This is a genomic window from Pseudomonas sp. PS01299 (assembly GCF_029960145.1).
Lineage (GTDB): Bacteria > Pseudomonadota > Gammaproteobacteria > Pseudomonadales > Pseudomonadaceae > Aquipseudomonas > Aquipseudomonas putida_A.
The window spans coordinates 1-9,236 of sequence record NZ_JASCPO010000230.1 but is presented as its reverse complement, the minus strand read 5'-3'; the positions used below and the strand labels follow the sequence as shown (position 1 = coordinate 9,236).

General features: G+C 61.1%; 7 protein-coding genes. 4 read left to right on the top strand and 3 right to left on the bottom strand.

Features of this window, described 5'->3' with window-relative positions; genetic code table 11:
• Window positions 1-110: 110 nt before the first annotated feature.
• Complete coding sequence (nhaA, locus tag QMX91_RS25935) at window positions 111-1,313, bottom strand: Na+/H+ antiporter NhaA (RefSeq protein WP_098968022.1); 1,203 nt, start codon at window positions 1,311-1,313, stop codon at window positions 111-113.
• 221 nt (window positions 1,314-1,534) lie between these two features.
• Here nhaA and QMX91_RS25930 point away from each other — a divergent pair, with 221 nt between their 5' ends.
• The 4 genes from QMX91_RS25930 to QMX91_RS25915 all read left to right on the top strand — a co-directional run bounded on the left by QMX91_RS25930 (window position 1,535) and on the right by QMX91_RS25915 (window position 6,054).
• Window positions 1,535-1,912 (top strand): c-type cytochrome, encoded by a 378-nt coding sequence (locus tag QMX91_RS25930; RefSeq protein WP_098968023.1) that lies wholly within the window; start codon window positions 1,535-1,537, stop codon window positions 1,910-1,912.
• Between the two features lie 95 nt (window positions 1,913-2,007).
• A complete protein-coding gene (locus tag QMX91_RS25925; protein WP_003223490.1) occupies window positions 2,008-2,508 on the top strand; it encodes a sigma-70 family RNA polymerase sigma factor in 501 nt (166 codons plus the stop codon).
• 40 nt (window positions 2,509-2,548) lie between these two features.
• Window positions 2,549-3,532: a FecR family protein gene (locus tag QMX91_RS25920; protein ID WP_135295348.1), complete on the top strand. Its 984-nt coding sequence runs from the start codon at window positions 2,549-2,551 to the stop codon at window positions 3,530-3,532.
• 98 nt (window positions 3,533-3,630) lie between these two features.
• Window positions 3,631-6,054 (top strand): TonB-dependent receptor, encoded by a 2,424-nt coding sequence (locus QMX91_RS25915; protein WP_282413583.1) that lies wholly within the window; start codon window positions 3,631-3,633, stop codon window positions 6,052-6,054.
• Window positions 6,055-6,108: 54 nt separating this feature from the next.
• On the opposite strand, the gene QMX91_RS25910 is transcribed toward QMX91_RS25915, so the two are convergent.
• Both QMX91_RS25910 and QMX91_RS25905 read right to left on the bottom strand, forming a co-directional pair.
• A complete protein-coding gene (locus tag QMX91_RS25910) occupies window positions 6,109-7,617 on the bottom strand; it encodes a trypsin-like peptidase domain-containing protein (protein WP_282413582.1) in 1,509 nt (502 codons plus the stop codon).
• 93 nt (window positions 7,618-7,710) lie between these two features.
• Window positions 7,711-8,862 carry an MFS transporter gene (locus QMX91_RS25905; RefSeq protein WP_282413581.1) on the bottom strand — a complete coding sequence of 384 codons (1,152 nt, stop codon included), beginning with the start codon at window positions 8,860-8,862 and terminating at the stop codon, window positions 7,711-7,713.
• Window positions 8,863-9,236: the final 374 nt, after the last annotated feature.

The following is a 9,236-nucleotide window of genomic DNA, read 5'->3' as shown; positions in this document are numbered from 1 at the left end:
GGCTTGCTCGCGAAGGCGGTGGTTCAGTCGATAAATTAGCTGACTGAATTGACGCTTTCGCGAGCAAGCCCGCTCCCACATTGGTTTTCTGTCTCGACCCGATCTGGCGGTCAGCTCGAAGCCTTCGCCTTACCCGCACTCATCAGCACGACCACCGCCAGCAGCGCGGACAAAATCGAACCCAGCAACACACCCACCTTCACCGAGTCGACCAGATGCGGCGCGCCCGGGAAGGCCAGTGCGCCAATGAACAGGCTCATGGTGAAGCCGATCCCGCAGAGCAGGGCGACGCCGTACAGTTGCAGCCAGTTCGCGCCTTGCGGCAGTTGCGCCAGGCCGCTGCGAATCGCCAGGGCGCCGAGGCCGAGGATGCCGATCTGCTTGCCGAACAACAGCCCCAGCGCGACGCCCAGCGGCACCGGCTCAAGCAGGTTGCTCGGAGAAATGCCGGTCAGCGACACACCCGCGTTGGCGAAGCCGAAAATCGGCACCACGGCGAACGCCACCCACGGATGCATTTTTTCTTCGAGGTAGAGCAGCGGCGAGTTGTGCTCGTCTTCGGGATTTCCCAGCGGAATGCACAGGGCCAGAATCACCCCGGCGAGGGTCGCGTGGATCCCCGATTGCAGCATGAAGAACCACAGGAAGGCGCCGGCGATCAGGTATGGCCAAAGCTTTCTGACACCGCAGCGGTTGAGGATTACCAGCAGTGCAATCACCGCCAACGAGGCCAGCAGCATGCTCACCGACAGGCCGCTGGTGTAGAAAATCGCGATGATCACCACTGCGCCCAGGTCATCGAGGATGGCCAGCGCCGAGAGGAAGATTTTCAACGAGACGGGCACTCGTTTGCCCAGCAGCGACAGCACGCCCAAGGCGAAAGCAATGTCGGTGGCGGCGGGGATCGCCCAACCGCTCAGGGTCTGCGGATTGCCCCAGTTGATCGCGACGTAGATCAGGGCCGGGACCAGCATCCCGCCCAGCGCGGCGAAGCCCGGCAGCGCGCGCTGACCCCAGGTCGACAACTGACCGGCGAGCATTTCGCGCTTGATCTCCAGGCCCACCAGCATGAAGAAGATCGCCATCAGGCCATCATTCACCCAATGCTCGATCGACAGACCGGCGATCTTGATGTGCAAGGTCGAGAAATACGTGGCCGCCCAAGGCGAGTTGGCGACCAGCAGCGCGGCCAGGGCAGCGGCCATCAGAATCAGGCCACCGGCGGACTCGGCGGCGAAAAATCGCGAGAGAAAGGCCAGGGCAGAAGGCGACTCCTGACGGGCAGCCTGCAGGCGTGACGGATCGTGGCTCATAGGCACAGCAACTCCGCGCGGCGGCCCGACCTGCGCTGAATTAAACCTGCCCTGCCGCGTTGTTGCGGTGGCACCCGGGCGGCATTTTACACAATAGGCGGGACGGCTGCGAAAAACTCGACGACGTGGGTCGCTGCCCGGCAATTTCTCGATACGTGGAAATTGGCTTCCTGATGTGTGCTTAGCTGTGCGGCGTCCGTTTCAGCCTCTGCTCTATAAAAATGAAAACAACCCTCGTCACCTTATTCGCTTTGTTATCAGTCATTCAGACCTCCCTGTCCGTTGCGGAAAATGCCAACGGCAAAAATCTTTATGTCCAGCGCTGTGCTGTGTGCCACGGCGCCGATATCAAGGCAACCGGGCCATTGGCCAATAAAAGCAATCCGCCAACGCCTGACCTGACAACAGCCACCTTCAAGAAACGCCTTAAGGATTATCCGGGCGTCATCGTGTCCTCGATCATCCTTCGTCCCAATGGAAACCTGATTCCAAAAACCTTGCAGGACAACGGCGTGAAGATCGCGCCGCACGCCTGGAGCGTTCAGGATTTTCGCGATCTGCATCAATACATGAGTGAGGTGATTGCAAAAGCACGATGACCTGGAGATGAACGGCGGATCGGGTCTCCAAGGAATGAATTGCCGGCCTTAATAGGAAGCATTACTATTCACGCCTCTTTCCCCAGCACGCTGTCATGAACCCCATGCTGCCCCGCAGACCCGGCTTTTTCGAGCATTACGAAGAGTTGATCGGCACCTGGACCCGGCGTCTGCGCAATCGCGCGCAGGCCGAGGATCTGGCGCACGACACCTTTGTGCGGGTGCTCGAATCCGATTCGGCAGCGGTGCAGCAGCCACGGGCGTATCTGCACCAGACCGCACGCAACATCGCGGTCGACGGTTATCGGCGTGAGGATCGGCGGGAAGCCATGGAGTCGCAGGCGATCGATCACAGTGTGTCGTCCACCGGCGACCCGGAGCATTACATGCAGGCGATCCAGTTGGCCGACTCCATCGAACGGGCGCTGCAGGAATTGCCGCTCAACTGCCGGAAGATTTTCGTCTGGCAGAAGATCGAAGGGCTGACCCAGGCGGAAATCGCCGAACGCCTGGGGCTGTCGAGGAACATGGTCGAAAAGTATATGATCCGCACCCTGCGCCACTTGCGCGATCGTCTCGACGGCATGCAGTCATGAGCGGCCACCGCGTTTCATCCCCAGCCCGACAGGACATTCCATGATGGATACCCGTGATTGCGCGTGCGGGCAAACAACGGTGCGCGATGAGGCGGCACGCTGGTTTGTGCGTTTGCAGGAACCGCTGATCAGTGCCGACGAACAGCAGCGCTTCGACGTATGGCTGAACCAGCATCCGCAACACCGTGACGAATTCCAGTTGCTGCAAGGCCTGTGGACGGCGGCCGATCTGCTGCCGGCGCCACGCCTCAAGGCCCTCGTCGAAACCCCGCCGGCCCGTCGCGAACGTCGCCCGCTGCTGCGCTATGCCGTGGCCGCCAGTGTGCTGGCGGTGGCGCTCGGCCTCGGTCTGTTCAGCGGTCTGAATCACCCCGACGGCTACAGCGCCGAGTTCGCGACGGCGCTGGGTGAGCGCAAGCATGTGGCGCTGCCGGACGGATCGGTGATCGACCTGAACAGCCGCAGCCGCCTGCAGGTGCGTTTTGAGAAGGATCGGCGGCTGATCGAATTGAGTGAAGGCGAGGCGCTGTTCAGCGTTCAGCACGACACGGCGCGGCCGTTCGTGGTCGAGGCCGGCAGCGGCAAGGTCACGGTCACCGGCACGCGTTTCGATGTGCGCCGCGATGTCACGCAAACCCGGGTCGCGGTGGAGCAGGGCACGGTCAAGGTGCAGGGGCGCAATGCGCCGGACGACCAATTCATCAACCTGACCGCCGGCCTTGGCACCCATGTCGATGCCGAAGGCAAAGTCGCTGCCGCCTACGCGGTCAACCCCGCTGAACTGACGGCGTGGCGCGGCGGCAAACTGGTGTTCAACAACGCCAGCCTCAGTGAAGTGGCGGCGGAAGTTTCGCGTTATCGCGACAAGCCGCTGACGGTCAGCAACCCGGCCGTGGCCAGTCTGCGCCTGACCAGCGTGTTCAAATCCGACAACACCGACGCCTTGCTCAAAGCCTTGCCGAGCATCCTGCCGGTGGCCGTCCGCACCCTGGCCGATGGTAGTCAGGAAATAATTTCAAAATAACATTCAGGTTTTTTTCGAGTTCATCGTCTTCCTGTTCAACTGCAACTGGTTTGCATTAACAGACGCACACTCTTGCGCTCCACAGGACTACGTTCGACGTGAAAAACACCTCAACCAACAACAAAAAATCCCCTTGGTTACCGTTGGCGCTGACGCTGGCGGTCAATGCTGCGATGCCGCTGGCCTATGCCGCCGAGGCCATTCACATCCGCGCCCAGCCGTTGGGCCAGGCCCTGAGCGAGCTGGGCCAGCAAACTTCGCTGCAAGTGTTTTTCAGCCCGGATCTGGTCGCCGGCAAACAGGCGCCGGCGGTTGACGGCAATCTTTCCCCCGAGCAGGCGCTGCGCCAATTGCTTCAGGGCAGCGGCCTCGACTATCAGATCAACGAAGGCTCGGTGACTCTGGCGCCAGTCGCGACCGCCGCCAGCAACGGCCCGCTGGAACTGGGCGTGACCGACATCAAAGTGGTCGGCGACTGGCTCGGCGACGCCGATGCCGCCGTGGTACAGAACCACCCGGGCGCACGCACGGTGATCCGCCGCGAAGCCATGGTCGAGCAGGGCGCGATGAACGTCAGTGACGTGCTCAAGCGCGTGCCGGGCGTGCAGGTGCAGGACTCCAACGGCACCGGCGGCAGCGACATCGCGCTGAACGTCGGCGTGCGTGGCCTGACTTCGCGCCTGTCGCCACGCTCCACGGTGCTGATCGATGGCGTGCCGGCCGCGTTCGCGCCGTACGGTCAGCCACAACTGTCGATGGCGCCGATCTCCTCGGGCAATCTCGACAGCATCGACGTGGTACGCGGCGCCGGTTCCGTGCGTTACGGCCCGCAAAACGTCGGCGGGGTGATCAACTTCGTCACCCGCGCCATTCCGGAAAAAGCCACCGGGGAAATCGGCACCACGCTGGAGACCACCCGGTACGGCGGCTGGAAGCACATCGACACGGCGTTCCTCGGCGGCACGGCCGACAACGGCATGGGCGTGGCGCTGTTGTACTCCGGGGTCAACGGCAACGGTTACCGCGAGCGCAACAACGATAACGACATCGACGACGTGCTGCTCAAGACCCATTGGGCGCCGACCGATCAGGACGATTTCAGCCTCAACGTTCATTACTACGACGCCAGCGCCGACATGCCCGGCGGCCTGACGCAGAAGCAGTACGACGACAAACCGTATGATTCGGTGCGCGATTACGACAACTTCAGCGGTCGGCGCAAAGACGTGTCGTTCAAGTGGATCCGGCAGATCGACGAGCGCACCCAGGCAGAAATCCTCACCTACTACACCGACAGCTTTCGCGGCAGCACCATCGCCGCCCGCGATCAGAAAACCCTCAGCTCGTACCCGCGCTCCTATTACACCCTCGGTGTCGAACCGCGTGTGTCGCGGGTGTTTGACGTCGGCCCGACCACGCAGGAAGTCAGCGTCGGTTATCGCTACCTGAAAGAGGCGATGCACGAACAGTCGAGCCGTCTGGCGCTGGTCAATAATCAGCCGGTGGTCACGCCGACGTCCGACGGTCATGTGTTCCAGGACCGCACCGGCGGCACCGAGGCTAACTCGGTGTATGTCGACAACAAGATCGACGTCAGCAACTGGACCATCACCCCGGGCATTCGCTTCGAACACATCAGCACTGACTGGCATGACCGCGCCGTGCTCGATACTTCGGGCAAACGCGTGCCGGAGAAAAACCGCAGCATCGAAAGCAACGAACCGCTGCCGGCGCTGAGCGTGATGTATCACTTGTCGGACGCGTGGAAACTGTTCGCCAACTACGAAACCTCGTTCGGCAGCCTGCAGTATTTCCAGCTCGGCCAGGGCGGCTCGGGTGACCAGACCGCCAACGGCCTGGAGCCGGAAAAGGCCAAGACCTACGAAATCGGCACGCGCTACAACGATGACGTGTGGGGCGGGGAAGTGACGCTGTTCTACATCGACTTCGATGACGAGCTGCAATACATCAGCAACGATGTCGGCTGGACCAACCTTGGCGCGACCAAGCACCAGGGCATCGAAGCGTCGGTGCACTACGACATGGCAGCGCTCGATCCGCGTCTCGACGGTCTGACCGCCAACGCCGGTTTCACCTACACCCGTGCGACTTACGAAGGCGAGATTCCGGGCTTCAAGGGCCGTGATCTGCCGTTCTATTCGCGGCAGGTGGCGACCGTGGGCTTGCGCTACGACGTCAATCGCTGGACCTACAACATCGACGGTTTTGCCCAGTCGAAACAGCGCTCGCCGGGCACCGGGGTCAACGCCGATGGCAGCTTCAACGGCAACTACATCACCGAAGGCACGGCCGACGGGCAGTACGGCGACATCCCGGGTTATGTGACCTGGAACGTGCGCGGCGGTTATGACTTCGGACCGCAGGTGTCGAACCTGAAGCTCGGCGCCGGGGTGAAAAACGTCTTCGACAAGCAGTATTTCACCCGTTCCAGCGACAACAATTCGGGGATGTATGTCGGTGCGCCGCGTACGTTCTTCGTGCAGGCCAGTGTAGGTTTCTAAGGCGCTGTTGTGGCTGAATCGGTTTCACACGGTTCAGCCACAAAAAGCCTGAAGCTATTGAGGGATCAGAAACTCGATGGTCGGCCCGGGATTCCCGGCCAGGTCTGCGCCTTTGAGGCAGACGTTCTTTCGGCCATTGGCAATGGAAACATGGAACACGCCTGTGGAGGGTGATACGCGTTGAAATCCCTGCCCGTCATTGCAATTGATGCTCCCTGGCTGGCCGTACTTGTATTGAAATCGGGCGGGATCCAGATCCGGTGAAACCGGAAATACCCTGATGTCGTATTCGTCGCCACCTACCGCTTCGACCTTATAGGCAGGCTTCAGCGGTGCGGGCGCGTCCATCATCCAGCGCCAGTAGACGCTGGGTGTTCTTCCGGCCCATTGCTTGGGTACGTCCGTAGGCCGGTGTTGGCCAATCAGGCAGAGAAAGTACAAGCCTGAGCCGTCTTTAAGTTCATGACTCAATTGATTATCGGCGTCCGGTGCAGCCGTTCGCACTTGGCTATAGCCATCAAGGTTCTGACATTCGTCCAGAGTGCGCGTAAAGCGATAGCGGTAGTAAGGCGCGGTTGTGGTGAACGTTTGCAGCCATCGCCAAGGCACGACTTGTCCATGTTCGTCGCGCTCGAGCTTGATGTAATCGCTGTTTTGCGACGAACCAGGAAACGACCAGTTCTCGCCCAGCGAACAACCGTCCAGACGTGGATTGAAATGTCCGTTGGCGAAACAGGCGTCCAGCCCATCGGTTGTGGAGGCGTAATTGGTATTGCTGCGTTTGTTGACCTGTCCCGCCACGACTTCGCAGGGCGCGCCCTTGTCGCAGCGATTGCGGTCACTCCCGCGAGTGGTGGTGCCGAGCACACCCACAATTTCATTGGTGTAACGCGCAAGCAGTGGCGAGCCTGACAGCCCGCTGACAACATCGAGACAACGGTTGCTCAGTTGTCCGACCCAACGCCATGGGCCTTCAATAATCGCCGCCGAGTGTTCTTGTTTGCAGGCCATGCGCTGAATGAAACCGTTCATGGGCGCGCCGGTGATCAGAATATCGTCTTCGCTGACCAATGGGGTCCGCGCCAGTTTCAACGGCTGGATACCGTCTCTGATCAACTGTTCCAGAGGCTGTTCAAGCTCAATGATAGAGAGGTCTTGACCGCGTAGCGTGCTCCAGCCAATGCGACTGACCGTGTAGGAACGGCTTTGCGGTTGCGTGTCGAAAAAATAATTGAACGTCACCCGACCCTTTGCAGGTTGATTGACGATGATCTCGTTATTGCCTATCTCCGGATGTGTGCAGTGTCCGGAGGTCAGCACGTAGGCGGGTTGCGATACTGCTCCGGGTTCTCGAGTGTCAATCAGCGTGCCGGAGCAGGTCATGCCGTCTTCAACTTCAACACGGCCAATGGCTTGCCAATGCGCATAGTTCCCGCCGGCATTGGCCAGCCGCTCAGCAGGCGCAAAATTGGCAGTGCCTTCGCCCCAGTCGTATCGATTAACGGAAGCGCATCCCTGGAGAATAGTGATTAGCGCAATAACTGATCCTGTTCCAATGTTCATGCCGGATTTCCTTTTCTCCTGAGCTGGAAATCAACCCTATGATTGGGGGCAGGGCTTGTCTACTGTCAAACCTGACAGGTACCGCGCCAATGTTCAGACTTTCAAGGTCTTGCCGCCGATGGCCACCGCCACCAACAACACCGCCATCAAGCCAAACGCAAAACTCAAACTGCTGGCATGCGCGACAAAACCGATCACCGCCGGCCCCGCCAGAATCCCTGCGTAACCCAGCGTGGTGATTGCCGGCACCGCAATGCTTTCCGGCATCACCGTCTGCTTGCCCACCGCCGTATACAGCACCGGCACGATGTTCGAACAGCCGGCGCCGACCAGCGCATACCCCAGCAGCGCGGCTTCCCAGCTCGGGGCGAAGGTCGCCAGAAACAGGCCTGCCGCTGCCAGCAGCCCGCCAAACAGAATGATCCGCGTAGCCCCGACACTGCGCACGATCCTGTCACCCAGCAGGCGTCCCGCCGTCATGGTCAGGGCAAATGCGGCGTAACCCAAGCCCGCATACGCCGTGTCGATCCCGCGTTCCTGTGCGAGGAACACCGCGCTCCAGTCGAGCGCCGCGCCTTCGGTGAGGAACACGATGAAACACATCCCGCCGATGAACAGCACGATGCCGTGGGGAATGGCTAATGCCGGGCCCGAGCTTTCACTGCCGTACGGCAGCATGTGCGGCACCGCTTTGAACAGTGCGCCGATCAACACCGCCACCACGACCAGCATCGCTGCCAGCGGTGTCAGCCCGAGGCCGAGCAGGGCGCTGACACCGGCCGCGCCGACGATCCCGCCGAGGCTGAACAGGCCATGAAAGCCGGACATCATGTGCTTGCCGCTGGCCCGCTCGACGATCACCGCTTGCAGGTTGACGGTCGAATCCACCGTGCCCAACCCGGCGCCGAACATGAACAGCGTGGCGATCAGCGCCGGTATCGACGACACTGTCGCCAGCAACGGCAGCGCCGCGCAAATCAGCAGGGTGCCGCCGGTGGCGACTTTGCGGCAGCCGAAGCGCGTGGCGAGAATCCCCGCCAGTGGCATCGCCAGAATCGAGCCGACCCCCAGGCACAGCAGCAGAAGGCCCAACGTGCCTTCATCGAGTCCGGCGCGGGCCTTGGCGTACGGCACCAGCGGCGCCCACGCGGCAATGCCCAGGCCGGCGATGAAAAAAGCGATGCGTGTGGACACCTGTTGCAGGCGTCCGGGGACGAAGGTGTCTTGGGGGTTGAGGCTGGTCATATCGATCCTTGGCAAAAAACGTCGCGTCCCCGAATGACAGTGATAGCGCGTCGAGGTTCGATCGCAGGTCACGGGGGAGTGCAGCCGACATCCTAACCTGTGGGAGCGAGCTTGCTCGCGAATGCGGTATATCAGCCAATGAATATGGCGACTGGTACGCAGCCTTCGCGAGCAAGCTCGCTCCCACATTGGATGACCGGTGTTCACAAATGCCCGTTCTGTGCAGAACCCTGTGGCAGCGGGCTTGCCCGCGATTGCGGTGGTTCAGGCGATGAATATGGCGACTGATACGCAGCCTTCGCGAGCAAGCTCGCTCCCACATTGGATGACCGGTGTTCACAAATGCCCGTTCTGTGCAGAACCCTGTGGGAGCG